The organism is Phyllobacterium myrsinacearum, from assembly GCF_002980555.1.
Taxonomy (GTDB): domain Bacteria; phylum Pseudomonadota; class Alphaproteobacteria; order Rhizobiales; family Rhizobiaceae; genus Phyllobacterium; species Phyllobacterium myrsinacearum.
The window spans coordinates 302,451-320,275 of the sequence record NZ_PVBT01000001.1 but is presented as its reverse complement, the minus strand read 5'-3'; the positions used below and the strand labels follow the sequence as shown (position 1 = coordinate 320,275).

The following is a 17,825-nucleotide window of genomic DNA, read 5'->3' as shown; positions in this document are numbered from 1 at the left end:
GATAAGGATGATCCCGTAACAACGGCGTCGACCCATGGAACACAGACCCGGAAGAGAGATGAAAATGCCGCAAAACAGGTTTGATCTGATCGTTTTTGATTGTGACGGCGTGCTGGTGGACAGCGAGCCGCTGGCGGAACTGGCCTATCACAATGTTTACGCCAGCCATGGAATGGACCTGCCCGCGGGCACCATCGCCCAGTGTGTCGGCATGAAGCAGGCCGATATCATCCGGCGAATCGGCGAGCTGACCGGCTTTCACCTGTCCGATGCGGGTGAAGCCGGGCTGTGGCCGGAGACGAAACAGGTCTTCAGCCAGTTCCTGCAGCCGACGGCCGGAATAGCCGCCCTGCTCGCGGGATTGGAAACGCCCCGCTGCGTTGCCTCGTCATCGTCGCTGGAGCGCATTCACTTCAGCCTGAAAACCACGGACCTTGCCGGATATTTCGGCGAAGCGATCTACAGCTCGTCCATGGTCAAGCGCGGCAAGCCCGCGCCGGACCTGTTCCTGCACGCGGCCAAGGAGATGGGCCACGAACCGTCGGCCTGCGTTGTCATCGAGGATTCGCCCTACGGTGTCGAAGGCGCCGTGGCGGCTGGTATGACGGCCATCGGCTATACCGGGGGCGGCCACACCTACACGGCCCATGCCCAGACCCTGCTCGACAAGGGCGCGAGCGCCGTCTTCGCCGACTGGAAGGATATTTCCTACTGGATGCGCGCCGCCAACGATTGACCGGCCGCTTGTACGCGCAAACAAAAAGGGTGCCTTACGGCACCCTTTTCATTTTTTTGGCTCGTCGACGGATTTAGTTCTTCAGCTCGAACGTCACATTGACCGTGACGTTGTAGCTGTTCTCGCCCGCCGCCACCGGAACCGAATCGGAGGCTTCGGCCGCCATCATCTTGGCGCGCGGTGCACCGCCATAGGGGCGCGGCTGGAACGTCTGTTCGCTGATCTCGATGACCTTGCCGACTTCCACGCCGGCCGCAGCTGTCAGGGTCTTCGCCTTGGCAATGGCATTGGCCACGGCCTTCTTGCGCGCTTCCTCGACGATAGTCTCCGGCTTGTCATTGGTGAATGTCAGGTTGCCGCCCTGGTTGACGCCCAATGTGACGGACTGGTCGAGAATCTCGCCGACCTTCTTCAGGTCACGCACCCGCACGGACAGCGAATTGGAGACGGCATAGCCGACGATCTTCGGTGCCTGCGGCGGCTGGCCCTGCTTGTTTTCCGGATAGACATAGCGCGGATCGATATTGAAACCCGATGTCTGCAGGTCGCGCTCGGCGATTCCAGCCTTCTTCATCGCGTCGAGAACCATGGCCATGGTCTCGTTGTTGGCGGTCAAAGCTTCCCGAGCGGTCGGCTTTTCCTGCAGCACGACGAGTGAAACGATAGCCATGTCAGGCGCGGCAGTGGCTTCGCCTTCCCCGCTTACCGTAATGCGCGGGCGCGGTGCTTCCTCTGCCATGGCAGCGAACGGAACGGCCATCATTGCGGTTGCGGCAAAAGCCACGGCTAGAAATTTTGGTGTCATGGATGATCTCCCCAAGATGAAGTGACACAGCTGCGTCGCAGCCGATTATGGGCGCAATAGGGCGAAAGGTACAACTTTCGCCCTGCGCATACATTACATGTGCAGATGAAATCAGCGGATGACCGGGCAACCCGGTGCACGGGCGAAGACAATGGCCGAGCGATGACCATAGCGCCAGCCGGTGACACGGACCACGTTGCGGTTGACGACGGCGCGCGGGTTGCGGATACCCATGCGGCTTGCCTTGTTCAGGGCCTGGTTGACGCTGCAGGCGCGGACGGGACGATAGCCGCCATGATAGCGGTGGCCATAGCGGTGATCCGCCTTGACGATATTGGACACCGGACCGGCGGCATCAGCCATGGACGATGCGACAGGCGCTGCCGAGGCGGCACTCACGCCAAACACGGAACCGAGCCCGAGAGCAGCGGTCACGGCGAGCATCTTGATGGACATGCGGGACATGGGCGTTTCTCCTTTGTTGGTTGTTACTCCGGACGGGAAAGTCCGGAAGGTGACCGTTTGTTCCACTATTCACCTGAACAAAGCTTCAACGCGCCGTTCATCTCCCGTTCAGTAGAATTAATTTTCCAAAGAAGGCGATTCCGCCATCATCATATGGTCGAAATAATCTTCGTCCGTCTTCAGATCGTGATCATAGGCGGTAACCTTGCCGCGCACCGAAATGCCGGCCTCGTGCACGGTTTCCATGCTGCCCGAAACCAGCGGATGCCACCAGTACAGGTCTTTTCCCTCGTCGATCAGCCGGTAGCCGCAGGTATCGGGCAGCCAGTCGACCTCGCGCACGATTTCCGGGGTCAGGAAGACGCAATCGGGAACTTTCTTCTTGCGGTGCACATAATCCGAGCACTGGCAGGTCCCCGCGTCGAGCAGGGTGCAGGCCACGGTGGTGAAATAGATTTCTTCGGTGTCTTCATCCTCGATCTTGTGCAGGCAGCAGCGGCCGCAGCCGTCGCACAGGCTCTCCCATTCCGAGCGGTTCAGCTCGTCGAGCGTCTTGGTTTTCCAGAATGGTTCCTTGGGCATGCGCTGCAATACATCGGCCGCGGCGCCGCGTCCAGAGTTTTGCATGAACGCAAGATGAACAGTGCCTTCACACGGGATACAGGCGCGCCCGTGCAATCTTGCTGTAATCGGATTCGGGCAGGATCACATATGTACCGGTGAAAGGCCCAAGGAATCTGGTGAGAAGGCCGCGATGGACAATCGGCTGCCACAAAGCTGGCACAACCTGCGGTCACAAACATTTGACATGGTTCCTTGAGAGGGAACGCAAGACAGGGATGACAATGAAACGTACAGCGCTCTTTTTTGCTTCGACAGCAATCCTGTTCTCCTCGCCCTCGGCGATGGCCGAACAGTCGCCTCTCCCTCGCCCCTACATCTCCTCCAACACCAATGAAGCACCGTTGCTGATGGCCCAGGCCGAAGCGGATCCGGCTGCTGAGCAAGCGAAAAAGCATCAGGAAGAAGCACAAAAGGCAGCCGAGCACGAAGCCGCCGCCCGTGCCGAAGAAGCTAAGCAGCGCGCGGAAAAGGACGCTGCCGCTGCGGCCCATGCCCAGCAGCAGGCGGAAGAACTGGCCAAGAAACGGGCCGAGGAAGCCGCCCATGCCGCCGAAGCGCAGGCAGCCGAACGCGCCCAGGAGGCCAAGCGCGCCGCTCAGGAAGAAGCGCAGAAGGCGGCCGAGCAGCAGAAGGCGATAGAAGCGCAGGCCAAGCAGAAAGCGGCTGAAGAGGCGCAGGCCGCCAAGGCTGCCGAAAAAGCCGCCGCCCAGGAAGCCGAACAGGCCAAGCGCGCCGCTCAGGCCGAAGCACAGAAAGCAGCCGAGCAGCAAAAGGCCCAGGAAGCAGAGGCCAAGCAGAAGGCCGCTGAAGAGGCGCAGGCTGCCAAGGCCGCCGCTGCGCAAGAGGCTGAACAGGGCAAGAAGGCAGCCGACAAGGCGGCGAAGGAAGCCCCGGCCGCCGAACAGCCCGCCGAAAAACCGGCACAGCCCAAGCCGCAGAAGCCTGCACCGGAACAACCCGCCGTTGAAAAGCCTGCGCCGGTCACCGAACCTGCAGCGGGCGAAAAACCGGCCAAGCCGGTCGAAGGCCAGAAGCCTGCGGCCGAACAGCCCGCGCCCGCAAAACCAACTGCTGAAAAACCCGCGCCGGTCACCGAACCTGCAGCGGGCGAAAAGCCGGCCAAGCCGGTCGAAGGCCAGAAGCCTGCGGCCGAACAGCCCGCGCCCGGAAAGCCAGCCGTTGAAAAGCCTGCGCCGGTCACCGAACCCGCAGCGGGCGAAAAACCAGCCAAGCCGGTCGAAGGCCAGAAGCCTGCGGCCGAACAGCCCGCGCCCGCAAAACCAACTGCTGAAAAACCCGCACCGGTCACCGAACCTGCAGCGGGCGAAAAGCCGGCCAAGCCGGTCGAAGGCCAGAAGCCTGCGGCCGAACAACCCGCGCCCGGAAAGCCAGCCGTTGAAAAACCCGCAACCCCTGTCGAAGCCGGAAAGCCCGCACCGAAGGAACCCTCGCCCTTGCCGGAAAATGCCGCGCCGGTGCTCGACAGCCAGAAACCGGCACCGCCGGTCAAGGGCACGGGCGGCCAGACCGCCGACAAGCCGGCTGGAGAAAAGCCGGTTGTCCAGCAGCCCGCTGTTCAGGTTCCGGCCACCCCGCCCGCACCGCCGCCCAAGAACGACGCGGACGTGCAGAAGGCACTTGTCCCGGTCAAGATCGAGCCCATCCGCACCGAGGAAGGCACCCGTATCAAGCAGGCGCCGCGCGAGGAGCGCCCGGCCGACGTGCAGGTGATCAAGCAGATCGACAACCGCACCATCGTCGAAGTCAACAACAACATCTTCGTGGAAAGCTCCGACCGTCCGCGCATGTCGCGCGATGCGCAGGACGTCTATTATGAGAACCTGCCGCGCAACCGTACCCGCGAAACCATTGTGCGCGACAATGGCGTTCAGGTCGTCACGATCCGCAACCGCTATGGCGATGTGATCCAGCGCTCGCGCGTGATGCCCGACGGGCGTGAGGTTCTCCTGAGCTACACGCCGGACTACGACCGCGAAGAGCGCTATGAATGGCGCGATCCCGGCCTTGATCTGCCGCCGCTCGTGCTCGATATCCCGATCGCCGACTATATCCTCGATGCCGACCAGGTGCCGGAAACGGAAGTCTATGACTTCTTCTCCCGCCCGCCGGTGGAGCGCGTCGAACGCATCTACTCGGTCGACGAGGTCAAGCGCTCGGCCCGTATCCGCGACAAGGTCCGCCGCATCGATCTGGACACCATCACCTTCAAGTTCGGTTCGGCCGATATCACCGAAGACCAGATCCCGCATCTCGACAGCGTTGCCAAGGCCATGGCCGAGATCCTGAAGAAGAACCCGGCGGAAACCTTCCTGATCGAAGGCCACACGGACGCCGTCGGGTCCGATCAGGCCAATCTCGTGCTGTCGGACAAGCGGGCTGAATCGGTCGCCCAGGCGCTGACCAATGTCTTCGGCATCCCGCCGGAAAACATGGCGACGCAGGGCTACGGCGAACGCTATCTCAAGATCAAGACCGACGGTCCCGAGCAGCAGAACCGCCGCGTTGCCATCCGCCGCATCACCCCGCTGGTGCAGCCGCTGGCCAGCAAATAGCCTGATCCGCAGGCTGTCATGCAAAAACCCGGACTTCGGTCCGGGTTTTTTGTGATTGCCGGCGGTTTTGTCTTGAGTTCGTCACCGGCATCGCTATCTCATGCACAACATCAACCGGACCCTGCCTATGAAACGTATCGAAATATTCATCGAAAACATCATCCTTGCGTCGCGCTGGCTGCTTGTCGTCTTCTATCTCGGCCTTGCGGTGGCTCTGGCCATCTATGCCTTCTCCTTTGCCGGAAAGCTCTTGGACTTCGTCATGAAGGTGACGAGCCTCGACGAAACCGACACGATCCTCAAAATGCTGGGGCTGATCGATGCCGCGCTGGTCGCCAGCCTCGTGGTGATGGTCATCATCTCCGGCTACGAAAATTTTGTCAGCCGCTTTGACCAGGCCGATGACGTGCATTGGCTGGGGACCATCGACGCCGGTTCGCTCAAGATCAAGGTGGCATCGACCATCGTCGCCATCTCGTCGATCCATCTCCTGCAGGTGTTCCTCAACCTGACCAAATACACGACGGAACAGCTGACGTGGTTCACGGTGATCCACCTCGCTTTCGTCTTCTCCGCGCTGTTCCTCGCCTATATCGACAAGATCATGGCCAAGGACAAGGGCGGGAAAAAATCCAACGAGCCTTCGCTCTGACCATCAAAAGCCCGGATTTTTCCGGGCTTTTTCTTGTCTGCCCTCGCCTTTCCGCCGGCGGCTGGTCCCGCAAAGCAAAACGGGATGGGTTTTCACCCATCCCGTTTTCATTTCCAGCGATTGCCCGTAGCTTAGCTGTCGAGGAAGCTGCGCAGCTTGCGCGAGCGGCTCGGATGCTTGAGCTTGCGCAGCGCCTTGGCTTCGATCTGGCGGATACGCTCGCGCGTCACCGAGAACTGCTGGCCGACTTCCTCAAGCGTATGGTCGGTGTTCATGCCGATGCCGAAGCGCATGCGCAGGACACGTTCCTCGCGCGGCGTCAGCGAAGCGAGAACACGGGTTGTCGTGTCGCGCAGATTGGCCTGGATGGCCGCATCGATCGGCAGGAGCGCATTCTTGTCCTCGATGAAATCGCCGAGGTGTGAATCTTCTTCGTCACCCACCGGTGTTTCCAGCGAAATCGGTTCCTTGGCGATCTTCAGCACCTTGCGCACTTTTTCCAGTGGCATGGCCAGCTTTTCCGCCAGTTCTTCCGGTGTCGGTTCACGGCCGATTTCATGCAGCATCTGACGCGATGTCCGGACGATCTTGTTGATCGTCTCGATCATGTGCACCGGAATACGGATGGTGCGGGCCTGATCGGCGATCGAACGGGTGATCGCCTGACGGATCCACCAGGTCGCATAGGTCGAGAACTTGTAGCCGCGGCGGTACTCGAACTTGTCGACCGCCTTCATCAGGCCGATATTACCTTCCTGAATGAGATCGAGGAACTGCAGGCCGCGATTGGTGTACTTCTTGGCGATGGAAATCACGAGACGCAGGTTTGCCTCGACCATTTCCTTCTTGGCGAGAGCCGCTTCGCGCTCGCCCTTCTGCACCTGATTGACGATGCGGCGGAATTCCGAAATCGAGATCGCAGTTTCCTGCGCCATGTTCTGGATTTCCGTGCGCAGGTTCTTGATCGTGTCTTTTTCGTTCTTGGTGAACTCTTTCCAGCCACGGGTGGTCAGGTTGGAAACAGCCTTCAGCCAGTTCGGGTCAAGTTCGTTGCCCTGATATTCCTTGAGAAAGTCCTCGCGGCGCACGCCATAGGATTCGGCAAGACGCAGCAGGCGGCCTTCGTTCTGCACCAGACGCTTGTTGATGTCATAGAGCTGGGCAACCAGTGCTTCGATGCGGTTCTGGTTCAGCGACAGCGACTTCACCGCCTTGATCAGCTGATCCTTCAATTCCTTGTAGCGGCGTTCCTGGCTTGGCGACAGCGAACCGGAAGCAGCGAGGCGGTTTTCCACCTGCTGGTCCTGCAGCTTGCGCAGCTTCTTGTAGGTGTCGGCGATGACGTCGAGCGTTTCCATGACCTGCGGACGCAGCTCGGCTTCCATCGCGGCAAGCGACAGATTGGCTTCATCATCCTCGTCATCATCGTCTTCAACGGGCGTATCGCCGCCGACATTGGTGATGTCGTCATCGTCGCGGCGGCTGCGCGAGCGGTCATTGCCGGCAGCCGGCTTTTCTTCCTCGACGCGCTCGATCACCGGAGCCTGCTTGGCCTCGGGGCCGGCATAGGTGGTTTCGAGATCGATGATTTCGCGCAGCAGAATCTGCGAGTCGTTCAAGGCATCGCGCCAGATGATGATGGCCTGGAAGGTCAGCGGGCTTTCGCACAGCCCGGATATCATCGTCTCGCGCCCGGCCTCGATGCGCTTGGCAATGGCAATTTCGCCTTCGCGCGACAGAAGCTCGACGGTGCCCATCTCGCGCAGATACATGCGCACGGGGTCATCGGTGCGGTCGGTCGGCTCTTTCTTGGTCGTGGTCGGTGCAACGGCGGTGCCGGTTGCGTCGGCAAGCTCGCGGGCATCGCTCTCGTCGTCGCTGTTGTCAGCTTCTTCGGCGTCCGCATCCTGCTCGTCGTCTTCGACAACGTTGATGCCCATGTCACTGAGCATGGCCATCGTGTCTTCGATCTGTTCGGAAGTGACCTCTTCGGACGGCAGAACGGCATTGAGCTCGTCCATCGTCACATAGCCGCGCTTTTTGGCGAGCTTGATCATCTTCTTGACAGCGTCATCGGAAAGGTCGAGAAGCGGTCCGTCCGGCGCGCCTTCGCGCTCGACTTCTACTTCTTCGTTTTCCTTTGCTTTCGTTGCCATATTCTATGTCTCCAAGCGACGTTTCGCTTTGTTCATGCATGGGAACCAACGAGTGCGGTGGCGCACCGGTTCCCCTACAGCGTCAAGGTAATAAATGATCGACTAGCCGAAATCCCGTTAATGCCGGATTAACCTTGTTATTCCGATGGCGAGCACATTGTATATTTGCCGTATTTGCCGGTTTTTCAGCCAAACCTACAAACATCAACCCAATATTTTCAATTCCGCGCAATCTGATTCCGTCATTATTGACCCACGTCAACCCCGACTCAACTGATTCGCGGCAAAAAAGCGAATCAATTTCGTCAAAAACCCTTTCCGGACCGTCCGGACGGGATTCCAAAGCCCTCGATCAGTGCTTCCGTCGCCTGGGCGTTGCGGATGTCGTTCTGAATATCGAGCAGCCGGTTGAGGTTTTCGTCGGTCGTTTCCGTCGCCAACGCGGTTTCAGCTACTTTCAGCTCTTTATGTAGTGTGCTTGCGCGCTGATGCAAGTGAACGGCCTGCCGCAAGGCCTCCAGCGCATCCTCTTCCGCCGCTTCCGCCGTGGCGGTCCACATGCGGGCGCGCCGCACAAGCGCCTCGAGCGCCTCGATCAGCGTGCCATGTCCGGCATCGGCCATGGCCTTGCGCATTTCCAGCCCGTCCACCACGTGGTGCTCGGCCAGGGCATTGAGCATGGCGGAATGAAAGCGTTTCAGGTCCGGGTGGCTGAATTCCAGCCGCACCACCGTTTCGAAATCCTCTTCGATCAGCCGGGGATGGTTGAACAGGGTCATCAATATGGCGGTCTCGCGCAGCGGCGGCGCCGCCGACGTGGTCTTCACCAGTACCGAGCGGGCAAGACTGTCGGAAACGGCGAGCCGCCCCGAGGCCGCACCCCTGCCCCTCTGGCCATAGCCATTCTGGCCGCCAAAACCATTCTGGCCATTGCCGCGCTGGTCGCCATCGCGCCGGTTGTTGCCCCCGCGCTGGTTCGAGCCGAAGAACTGCTGGATACGGTCGCGCACATCCTGGGCATAGTGGCGGCGCACATTCTCGTCGGCAATCAGCGCCGTCATCTGCTTGAGCCGGGATTCCAGTTCGGCGCGCCGCTCCGGCGTGTCGAAAACGCCGCCGCTGGTCTCGCGCGCCCACAGCATGTCAGCCAATGGGCGGGCATCGTCCAATACGGCCTGGAAGGCCTGCGGGCCCGATGCCTTGACGAGGTCATCGGGGTCCTTGCCTTCCGGCAGCACGGCAAAGCGCAGCGACCGGCCCGGCTTCAGCGCCGGCATGGCCAGATCAATGGCGCGGTAGGCCGCCTTGATCCCGGCCTGATCGCCGTCGAAACACAGCACCGGCTCCGGCGACATGCGCCAGAGCAGATCGAGCTGGTCTTCCGTCAGCGCCGTGCCGAGCGGCGCAACCGCCTGACCGAAACCCGCCTGCGCCAGCGCAATGACGTCCATATAGCCTTCGACCGCAATCACGGCCTTGGCGGCCTGCCCCGCCTGCGGCTGCGCCGCGCGCCGCGCGCGCAGGGCGTTGAACAGCACCTTGCCCTTGTGAAACAGCTCGGTCTCGTTGGAATTGAGATATTTGGCCGGGGCATTGGGCGTCAGCGCCCGGCCGCCGAAAGCGATGACCCGCCCGCGCAGATCCTCGATCGGGAACATGATGCGGTCGCGGAAGCGGTCATAGGAGACCGGCTTGTCGTCGCCATAGACCACGAGGCCGCAGGCCTCGATCTGTTCGCGTGTTGCGCCCTTCAGCGCCAGATGCTCCTTGAGCGCATTGCGGCTCTCCGGCGAATAACCCAGCCGGTAGGCATGCTGCGTCGCCGCCGACAGGCCGCGGTCACGCAGGTAGGCCCGCGCCTTGGCGCCCGCAGCCGACTGCAGCTGCTCCTCGAAGAATTTCGTCGCCATGTCCATGACGTCATAGAGCGTGGCGCGCTTGGCCTCGCGCATTTCCATTTCGGCATCGCGCGCCGGCATGGGAATACCCGCCATGTCAGCCACGCGCTGCACCGCTTCGGGAAAGCTCAGCCCCTCAAGCTCCGTGAGGAACTTGAAGTGATCGCCCGTCACCCCGCAGCCGAAGCAGTGATAGCGGCCCTTGCGGTCCTCGCAGTGGAAGCTTGGCGATTTCTCGCCATGAAACGGGCAGCACGCCCAGAAATCGCCCTTCGGCGCATTGGTTTTTTTCCGGTCGAAGGACACCCGCGTGCCGATCACACTGGAAATCGGTACACGCTCCCTGATCTCATCGAGAAAGGACGGCGGAAATCGCATGCTGTTCTTCGTTCACTCAATCCGGCGATTCCCGGGCCTGAGCCCCGAATGCCTCCATTTTTCACGGTTTCCACAGCTGTCTGCAGAACCGGTTCCATATTGCATCATATCGTGGGGCGGTGAAAGGTCTGCAAGCCGGTCATCCCCTGCTCATCCTATCTTTTTGATTTAATTACCGGATCGGATATTGAAAAGCCGGCTTATCATATAGGATGCGGGTAAAAGCTGTCATAAAACTGTTACACTTTGTCAAATGCGACATATTTTTTCTTAGCCGGAACATATTTTTTCCCCTTTTGGATTGATATGTTATCTTAATAATTGGCAACTAGAATTGGTCTGGTTGTATACCGCATTTTTCCACCTCGTTAGGATTGGCTCAAGTGAACGGTTCGACAGTTTTATTGCATCTTGCAGGTGCGGTGGCCCTTCTGCTGTGGGCGACACGCATGGTGCGCACCGGCGTCGAGCGCGCCTATGGCGAACGCATGCGCCAGAGCCTGCGCGGTGTGCTGCACAATCCCGTCCTTGCCGTCCTCTGGGGCACGATGCTGTCGATTGCGCTGCAAAGCTCGACGGCCGTCAGCCTGCTCGTCGGCTCCTTCGTCGGGTCCGGCATTGTCAGCGGCATTTCCGGGCTGATGGCGGTGCGCGGCGCCGAGGTCGGCTCGGCGCTCGTCGTCCTGATCCTGAGCTTTGATCTCACGCTGCTGGTACCTTTGTGCCTGCTCGCCGGCACCGTCATCTTCATGTCCACCGAGCGCGGCGACTGGCGCCAGATCGGCCGCATTCTCGTCGGCATCGGCCTGCTCGTCCTGTCGCTCGAGATGACCGGCCAGGCCACCGAGCCGCTGCGCAACAGCGACCTTCTGCCTGTCATCGTCAGCTATCTGAGCACCGACCCGGTCACCGCCTTCATGCTGGCGGCGCTGATGACGTGGCTGTTCCATTCCAGCATCGCCGCCATTTTGCTGCTCGTCACGTTCGCATCGCGCGGCCTCATCGATCCGGAACTCGGCGTCGTCATGGTGTTCGGCGTCAATCTCGGCTCGTCCTTCATCGCGCCGCTGCTGACCCGCAATGCCGCGCCGCAGGCCCGGATCGTGCCGATGGGCAACCTGTTGATGCGCGGCGCCGGTTCCCTCATCATCCTCATTGCCTACCTCACCTTCAAGCCGTCGGTGGCCTTCCTTGGTGCGGCGCCGGCTGACCAGATCATCCATGCGCATATCCTCTTCAACATCATCATCCTGCTTGCCGGCGTGCCGCTGTCCGGCCTTGTCCTGAAGGCCACCAAGGCCATTGTTGCGCTCAATGCCCCCGTCCCGCAGGCCCCGTCGCTGGAACAGGCGGAACTCAGCGCACTTGATGAAAGCGTGCTCGATGCGCCGAGCCTTGCCCTTGCCAATGCCACGCGCGAGACCGTGCGTGTCTGCGAAACCGTGGAAATCATGCTGCAGCGGATCATCGGGCTCTACGAGAATCCCGAGCAGGCGCGCATCGACGAATTGTCGGGCCTCGATGACAAGGTCGACCGCAAGCATGCCGCGATCAAGCTTTATCTCGCCAAGCTGACGACGCGCGCCCTGTCGCCGCAGGAGGTCAGCCGGGCCCAGGAACTGCTCGGCGCCTGCGTCAAGCTCGAACAGGTCGGCGATATCATCGTGCGCAACATGCTCGCGCTGGTGCAGAAGAAGATGGACCGCAAGCTGAAATTCACCGATGAGGGCTGGCTGGAACTCAGCAACTTCCACGCAAAGGTCCTGACCAATGCGCGCATGGCGTTCAACGTGCTGGTGTCGCGCGACAGTGAGATGGCGCACCAGCTGGTGCTGGAAAAGGATCACCTGCGCGATCTGGAAAAGCAGAGCAGCCAGCGCCATTTCAGCCGCCTGCGCGAGGGAACACTGCGCAGCCTGGAGACCAGCTCGATCCACCTCGATACCATCCGCGACCTGAAGCAGATCAACTCGCTGCTGGCCGCCATGGCCTATCCGGTGCTGGAGGAACAGGGCCTGCTCAACACCACACGGCTGCGCGCGCTGAACAACTGAATTGTCGCTCCTTACCCCCCTCTGGGCTGCCGCCCTCCGGGGCGAGCCACGGGTCTCGCCCGTCCTTCGGACCCCCCACAAGGGGGGAAATCACATTGGCATCAACGGCTTTCGGTTGTCTTCAATGTTGAAGATTGGCTGAAACAGCAATGACAGCTGATCTCCCCCCTTGTGGGGGAGATGTCCGGCAGGACAGAGGGGGGTGGGAACAGCCAAGCTGTTGTTTTATAAGAAATTCAACACCAACTTATCCACGTTCTCCCAACCTCGCTTATCCTTCTCCTCGTCCTTTCCGGCGGGAATGCTTCCGGAAACTTTCGAAAGTCGGGAAAGGATCGGCGCTTTGGCTTCACGAGGGAAAAACCTCGTGCGGCCGGGGAGGTTTGGCTCCGTGGTGGTACACCGGGCAAAACCTGAAAACGCCGGGGCGGGTGGTCCTTGGATCGCAAGCATCGCATACAGCATACCCCAAGACCCGCGTTCCAAGGACCGCCCGTCATTCTCCTCTTTCAACAGCCAGACGCATTTGCGGGCGTGGCAACGGGAAAACGCAGCAGGCCGTTCAGCAGATCCTTGATGCCTTCCACTGCCCGCCGCGATGTGGCTTCCGGTTCGGGTGAATTGGCGATCCACGACGCCGCATGCAGCAGGGCGCCATTGAGCAGGCGCGCCAGCGCCTCAGGATCGCCCGGCCGTATGATGCCGTCCGCGCTCAGGCGCTTCAGATTGGCCGACATGGAAAGGATGCACTTGTTCTGGTTGGGCCAAGTGGCGGGATCGCCGAGCACGGAGGGGCCATCGCGCAGCACGATGCGCTGGATTTCCGGCTCGAGCGCCATTTCCAGATAGGCGGTGCATTCGTCGACAAACCCCTGCCACTGGCTCTGCGACCGGCTGGAGACGGCAAGCAGGCGCGCATCCATTTCCGCGTCGATCTCGGCAATAACCGCTTCAAGCAGACCCTTCTTGTCGCCGAAATGGTGATACAGCGCACCGCGCGTCAGGCCGACAGCCGATGTGAAGTCATCCATGGACGCATCGGCATAGCCCGCCGTGCCAAAAGCCTGTCGCGCCGCCGCAACCAGCTTGGCCCGCGTTTGCGCAATCATTTCAGCCCGGGGTTTGTGCATTTCATGAATTCCCTTTACATACGCGGCGTATATTAATTGACATACGTCTCGTATGCAACTAATACATCGACATACGCTGCGTATGTTATTATACGCCCGCTGCACAAGGGAATGTTCACCATGACCAATCCATACCGGGATATCTTCAAGGCGCCGGGCAGTTTCGCCTTCTCCGCCTCCGGCCTGATCGCCCGCCTGCCCGTGTCGATGATCACGCTCGGCATCGTCACCATGCTGTCGCAGACCCATGGCACCTATTGGCTGGCCGGTGCCGTATCGGCCGCCTTTGCCCTGTCCAATGCCTTGATCGCCCCGCAAATCTCGCGCCTGATCGACCGCTACGGACAGCGCCGCGTCCTTCCGCCTGTCACGGTCATCACCGTGCTGGCACTGACGGCGCTGATGCTGTCGGCGCGCTATGGCGCATCGAGCTGGATGCTGTTTCTGTTCGCCATATCGGCTGGCTTCATGCCCAGCATATCCGCCATGGTGCGGGCGCGCTGGACGGCGATCTATCGCGACACACCAAAACTCCACACCGCCTTCGCGCTGGAATCGGTTGTCGATGAAATTGTCTACATGGTTGGACCCATCGTCTCGATCGGGCTGAGCGTTGCACTCTTTCCGGAAGCCGGCCCGCTGGCAGCAACGTTGTTCCTGACCGTCGGCACGCTGCTGTTCATTGCCCAGCGTTCGACGGAACCGCCTGTTCATGCGCAGGACAAGAGCAAGGGAACATCGGTTATCCGCCTGCGCCCGCTGCAATGGATCGTGCTGACGCTGGTGGCCATCGGCGCCATTTTCGGCACCGCCGAGGTGACGGCCATCGCCTTTGCCGGGGAACAGGGCCAGAAGGCAGCCGCCAGCATCGTTCTGGCCAGCTACGCCGCCGGATCGCTGATCATCGGCCTTGTCTTCGGCACGCTCAAATTCAGACGACCGCTGGCAACGCAGTTCCTCTATGCCATCGCGCTGGCCATGCTGACGACTTTGCCGCTGCTGTTCGTGACCAGCATTCCGATGCTTGCGGTGATCCTGTTCCTGGCCGGTGCCGCCGTGTCGCCCACCATCATCATCTCCATGGGGCTGATCGAGCGTCTCGTGCCGGCGTCCAAACTCACCGAAGGCATCACATGGGCAATGACGGGCATCGGCATCGGAATGGCGCTGGGCTCGTCCCTGTCCGGACTGGTGATCGACGCCTATGGCGCCCGGTCCGGGTTCTGCGTCTCCATCGGCGCTGGCGTGGCCGCCCTGATGATCGCCGTGATGGTGTACCGCAACGCCCGCTCGCCGGCACCCGTACCAATGGAAACCGCCGTTTCAGCCCATTGCTGAAACGGCGGCTGTATATCCCGCACCTGTTTGTGTAACCCGCAGCTTACTGCAGGATTTCCTTCACGATACCGCTGGCCTTGGTGAAATCCATCTGGCCGGCGTATTTTTCCTTCAGCGCATTCATGCACTTGCCCATGTCGCGCAGGCCGCCCGCGCCGATTTCCTCGATAACCTGCGAGCAGGCCTGGCGGATATCCTCGTCGCCCAGCTGCTTGGGCAGGAAACCCCGGATGATCTCGATCTCGCTGCGCTCCTGCTCGGCAAGCTCAAGACGGTTGCCGTCCTCGTACAGCTTCGCGGATTCCTCGCGCTGCTTGATCATCTTGGCCAGAATCGCGCTGATCTCATCGCTCGTGACCGGGTCCTTGCCCGATCCGCGATTGAGAATATCCCGATCCTGAATGGCGGCCATGATCAGGCGCAGCGTCGAGACGCGGCGCTTGTCCTGTGCCTTGATGGCGGTTGTCAGTGCCCCGGCGATGGTATCGCGCATGGCTTTACTCTCCTGTTGTGTCAGCACCCTACCGGCGGGTCCGAACGAAATCAATCATCGCGGCGGGCCGGTTCGGCACCGATTTCCACGAAGAGTTGTCGTGTCGCAATTGACCGGAAGCGCGGTTTTCTCTAAGGTCCGTGACCTAGCCAGATATCTTAGGTTGTTGCAGCGGTGGTAAGGTCAATCGACCACCGCGTTCAGCCATGTCATATGGAATACCGAACGGCATTTTTCAATGCCCAATGAAGAACGACGACGCAAGCCCACGCAGGAGTGCCGCATGACCGCCCCGATAACGACAGACGCAGGTGCAAAGACCGCAGCCTGGACAGAATTCAAGCCGACAGCAGTGCTGGTTCTGGCCGATGGAACGGTGATCGAGGGCAAGGGACTGGGTGCAACCGGCGCCTGCGAAGCGGAAGTGTGCTTCAACACCGCGCTCACCGGTTACGAGGAAATCCTCACCGATCCCTCCTATGCCGGCCAGATCGTCACCTTCACCTTCCCCCATATCGGCAATGTCGGCACCAACAGGGAAGACATTGAAGACCTGACCCCGGCCAACCGCGCCGGTGCCGTCGGCGCCATCTTCAAGGCCGACATCACGGCACCCTCGAGCTACCGCGCCGCCGAACATCTCGACGATTGGCTGAAGGCGCGCGGCGTGATCGCCCTTGCCGGTGTCGATACCCGTGCGCTCACCGCCCTCATCCGCGAAAAGGGCATGCCCAATGGCGTCATCGCCCACGATCCGGAAGGCAAGTTCGACATCCCTGCCCTGACCAAACGCGCCGCCGCCTGGCACGGCCTGCTGGATCTCGATCTGGCCAAGGACGTCACGTCAGGCCAGAGCGCGGTCTGGACCGAGAAGCCATGGGTGTGGAACGAGGGTTTTGATCAGCAGACCGCACCGGAATTCCACGTGGTTGCCATCGACTACGGCATCAAGCGCAACATCCTGCGCCTTATCGCCGGTCTCGGTGCCAAGGTCACCATCGTTCCGGCCACGGCAACGGCGGACGACGTGCTCGCCCACAAGCCCGATGGGATTTTCCTGTCGAACGGCCCGGGCGATCCCGCTGCGACAGGCAAATACGCGGTTCCGGCCATCCAGGACCTGATCAAGACCGACATTCCCGTCTTCGGCATCTGCCTTGGCCACCAGATGCTGGCGCTGGCGCTCGGCGGCGACACCAAGAAAATGCACCAGGGCCACCATGGCGCCAATCATCCGGTGCGTGATGACACAACCGGCAAGGTCGAGATCGTTTCGATGAATCACGGCTTTGCCGTCGATGCGGATTCCCTGCCCGATGGCGTTGAAGAAACCCACGTCTCTCTGTTCGACGGCAGCAATTGCGGCCTGCGCGTCACCGGCAAGGCCATTTTCTCGGTGCAGCACCATCCGGAAGCCTCGCCCGGCCCGCAGGATTCGCACTACCTGTTCCGCCGCTTCGCCAATCTGATCCGCGCCCGCCGCGGTCTAGCGCCCCTGCCCGAGCGCGATCAGGCCGCCTGATCAGGCAACATCCCGGCCGGTACTGGCTTTCAGGATGGCAAACCACTGCTGGCGCTCGAGCGTGATATCGAGCGCCGCCACCATTTTCGCCAGGCGCTCCGGCTTCAGGCTGCCGAGCACCGGAACAAGCCGCGCCGGATGACGCAACAGCCAGGCAATGGCAATCGCCGCGATATCATCCACACCGAGTTCAGCGCCAACGGCCTGCAACGCAGCGCGCACGCGCTGTTCCTGCTCGCCCGTGCCGGTAAACAGGCTGCCGCCGCCAAGCGGTGACCAGATCATCGGCGCGTAGCGCAGCCGCTGGGCATGATCGAGGCTGCCATCGGTGAGCGGCGCCGTTGCGGTGACCGACATCTCGATCTGGTTGGTCACCACGGCAAACGGCAGGCGCGAAGCCAGCAGATCGATCTGCGACGGCGTGAAATTCGACACGCCCACGGCGCGCACCTTTCCGGCCTCCACAACCGCCTGCAATCCCCCCGCCGTGTCATCCGCATCCATCAGCGGATCAGGACGGTGCAGCAAAAGCACGTCGATATAATCGGTCTTCAGATTCTGCAGCGAGCGGTCGACGGACGCCTTGATATGCGCCGCGCTGGTATCGTAGTGCTTCACCCGGTTTTCCGTGCGCTGGTCGGAGGTGAGCATAATATCGCATTTGGTGATCAGTTCGATCGACTGGCGCTTGCCGCTCCAGCCGGCAAGACCCGCGCCGAAAGCCACCTCGACACCGTAATTGCCATAGATATCGGCGTGGTCGAAACTGGTCAGGCCGAGCGCGATCGCCTCGTCGATCAGGCGCGCCACCCCGGCGGCGGACGGCTTGGCGCCCTGATCGAGCAGCCGCCAGGCGCCCAGCACCAGCCGGGACAGCGACAGACCACCGGAATTGAGCGGAATACGTTTTTCAATGGACATGGAAACCTCGTTTCGGCAGGTGGGACCCTTTGCATAGCGCAAAGACGCAGCCAGTCAAAGGCGGCGCATGTGAATCTGCG

At 61.1% G+C, this 17,825-nt stretch carries 14 protein-coding genes; 6 read left to right on the top strand and 8 right to left on the bottom strand.

Annotated elements, in window-relative coordinates:
- The first annotated feature begins 64 nt into the window (after positions 1 to 64).
- Positions 65 to 736 carry an HAD family hydrolase gene (locus tag C5750_RS01520; RefSeq protein WP_105733058.1) on the top strand — a complete coding sequence of 224 codons (672 nt, stop codon included), beginning with the start codon at positions 65 to 67 and terminating at the stop codon, positions 734 to 736.
- A gap of 73 nt (positions 737 to 809) precedes the next feature.
- Here C5750_RS01520 and C5750_RS01515 read toward each other — a convergent pair whose 3' ends face one another.
- The 3 genes from C5750_RS01515 to C5750_RS01505 all read right to left on the bottom strand — a co-directional run bounded on the left by C5750_RS01515 (position 810) and on the right by C5750_RS01505 (position 2,588).
- Positions 810 to 1,541, bottom strand: a complete 732-nt coding sequence (locus C5750_RS01515) for an SIMPL domain-containing protein (protein ID WP_105732099.1) — start codon at positions 1,539 to 1,541, stop codon at positions 810 to 812.
- Between the two features lie 111 nt (positions 1,542 to 1,652).
- Complete coding sequence (locus tag C5750_RS01510) at positions 1,653 to 2,006, bottom strand: antifreeze protein (RefSeq protein WP_105732098.1); 354 nt, start codon at positions 2,004 to 2,006, stop codon at positions 1,653 to 1,655.
- A 117-nt stretch (positions 2,007 to 2,123) separates the two neighbouring features.
- Positions 2,124 to 2,588, bottom strand: a complete 465-nt coding sequence (locus tag C5750_RS01505; RefSeq protein WP_105733057.1) for a YcgN family cysteine cluster protein — start codon at positions 2,586 to 2,588, stop codon at positions 2,124 to 2,126.
- Between the two features lie 263 nt (positions 2,589 to 2,851).
- Here C5750_RS01505 and C5750_RS01500 point away from each other — a divergent pair, with 263 nt between their 5' ends.
- Together C5750_RS01500 and C5750_RS01495 are read left to right on the top strand one after the other, a co-directional pair.
- Positions 2,852 to 5,203 carry an OmpA family protein gene (locus tag C5750_RS01500; RefSeq protein WP_105733056.1) on the top strand — a complete coding sequence of 784 codons (2,352 nt, stop codon included), beginning with the start codon at positions 2,852 to 2,854 and terminating at the stop codon, positions 5,201 to 5,203.
- A 127-nt stretch (positions 5,204 to 5,330) separates the two neighbouring features.
- Positions 5,331 to 5,855, top strand: coding sequence for a TIGR00645 family protein (locus C5750_RS01495; protein ID WP_105733055.1), 525 nt, complete (start codon positions 5,331 to 5,333; stop codon positions 5,853 to 5,855).
- Positions 5,856 to 5,986: 131 nt separating this feature from the next.
- Here the strand turns inward: C5750_RS01495 and rpoD are convergent, their stop codons facing one another.
- The gene (rpoD, locus tag C5750_RS01490) at positions 5,987 to 8,011 is read right to left on the bottom strand and encodes an RNA polymerase sigma factor RpoD (RefSeq protein ID WP_105732097.1); all 2,025 of its coding nucleotides are present in this window, start codon (positions 8,009 to 8,011) and stop codon (positions 5,987 to 5,989) included.
- Between the two features lie 305 nt (positions 8,012 to 8,316).
- Positions 8,317 to 10,287, bottom strand: a complete 1,971-nt coding sequence (gene dnaG, locus C5750_RS01485) for a DNA primase (RefSeq protein WP_105732096.1) — start codon at positions 10,285 to 10,287, stop codon at positions 8,317 to 8,319.
- 383 nt (positions 10,288 to 10,670) lie between these two features.
- Here dnaG and C5750_RS01480 point away from each other — a divergent pair, with 383 nt between their 5' ends.
- A complete protein-coding gene (locus tag C5750_RS01480) occupies positions 10,671 to 12,341 on the top strand; it encodes a Na/Pi cotransporter family protein (RefSeq protein ID WP_105732095.1) in 1,671 nt (556 codons plus the stop codon).
- Between the two features lie 509 nt (positions 12,342 to 12,850).
- On the opposite strand, the gene C5750_RS01470 is transcribed toward C5750_RS01480, so the two are convergent.
- A complete protein-coding gene (locus C5750_RS01470; protein WP_105732093.1) occupies positions 12,851 to 13,471 on the bottom strand; it encodes a TetR/AcrR family transcriptional regulator in 621 nt (206 codons plus the stop codon).
- A 120-nt stretch (positions 13,472 to 13,591) separates the two neighbouring features.
- Between C5750_RS01470 and C5750_RS01465 the strand changes: the two genes are divergently transcribed.
- Positions 13,592 to 14,809, top strand: a complete 1,218-nt coding sequence (locus tag C5750_RS01465; RefSeq protein WP_105733054.1) for an MFS transporter — start codon at positions 13,592 to 13,594, stop codon at positions 14,807 to 14,809.
- A 43-nt stretch (positions 14,810 to 14,852) separates the two neighbouring features.
- Here C5750_RS01465 and C5750_RS01460 read toward each other — a convergent pair whose 3' ends face one another.
- Positions 14,853 to 15,302 carry a GatB/YqeY domain-containing protein gene (locus C5750_RS01460; protein ID WP_105732092.1) on the bottom strand — a complete coding sequence of 150 codons (450 nt, stop codon included), beginning with the start codon at positions 15,300 to 15,302 and terminating at the stop codon, positions 14,853 to 14,855.
- Between the two features lie 283 nt (positions 15,303 to 15,585).
- Between C5750_RS01460 and carA the strand changes: the two genes are divergently transcribed.
- Positions 15,586 to 16,824, top strand: coding sequence for a glutamine-hydrolyzing carbamoyl-phosphate synthase small subunit (carA, locus tag C5750_RS01455; RefSeq protein ID WP_105732091.1), 1,239 nt, complete (start codon positions 15,586 to 15,588; stop codon positions 16,822 to 16,824).
- Here the strand turns inward: carA and C5750_RS01450 are convergent, their stop codons facing one another.
- Entirely contained in the window at positions 16,825 to 17,745 is a 921-nt protein-coding gene (locus tag C5750_RS01450) for an aldo/keto reductase (protein WP_105732090.1), read from the bottom strand. It abuts the gene before it with no gap.
- Positions 17,746 to 17,825: the final 80 nt, after the last annotated feature.